The sequence below is a fragment of the Arthrospira sp. PCC 8006 genome (assembly GCF_046480465.1).
Taxonomy (GTDB): domain Bacteria; phylum Cyanobacteriota; class Cyanobacteriia; order Cyanobacteriales; family Microcoleaceae; genus Limnospira; species Limnospira platensis.
Map to the genome: position 1 here is coordinate 1 of NZ_PKGG01000552.1, position 463 is coordinate 463.

General features: G+C 43.3%; 1 protein-coding gene. It reads right to left on the reverse strand.

All coding sequences use genetic code 11. From position 1 onward, the window contains the following. Positions 1–463: hypothetical protein (locus B9T16_RS29335; RefSeq protein WP_410246461.1), on the reverse strand; the 463-nt coding region annotated here is incomplete at both ends.

The window sequence follows — 463 nt, forward strand, 5'->3', positions numbered from 1 at the left end:
GAGTAGGCTGCGATAAAAATATCTGCCGATCCGGCGCTTACTACAGTAGAATTTGGAACCAATGAATCAAACACCACCGTTTGGCTAACGTGCCCGAGTACGATGACTTGATTTTGATTATTAATGCGAACTTTCACTCCCGTATCAACAGAGTTTCCCATAAAGAATCGTATCCAAATAAGGTTACCCGCTGTATCTAACTTGGCCACAAATCCGTTGCTGTTGTTGGGAGAAAATCCGGTAAAGGTTTGTGGATTATTATCTTGCGGAAAACTCATTGAAGCTGTAAACCCGCCTGTAMTGTACATGTTTTCGTCATTGTCCATCACGATATCGCGGATTTGTGCTGATGAGGTTCCAGTAATTGATTTAACCCATCGCAGCTGCCCGCTCTTTCCGTATCGAGCAATATCCGATCCGCAATGCACATTTGGCTGAGTGAGTAAAACAGCATTATTGATGT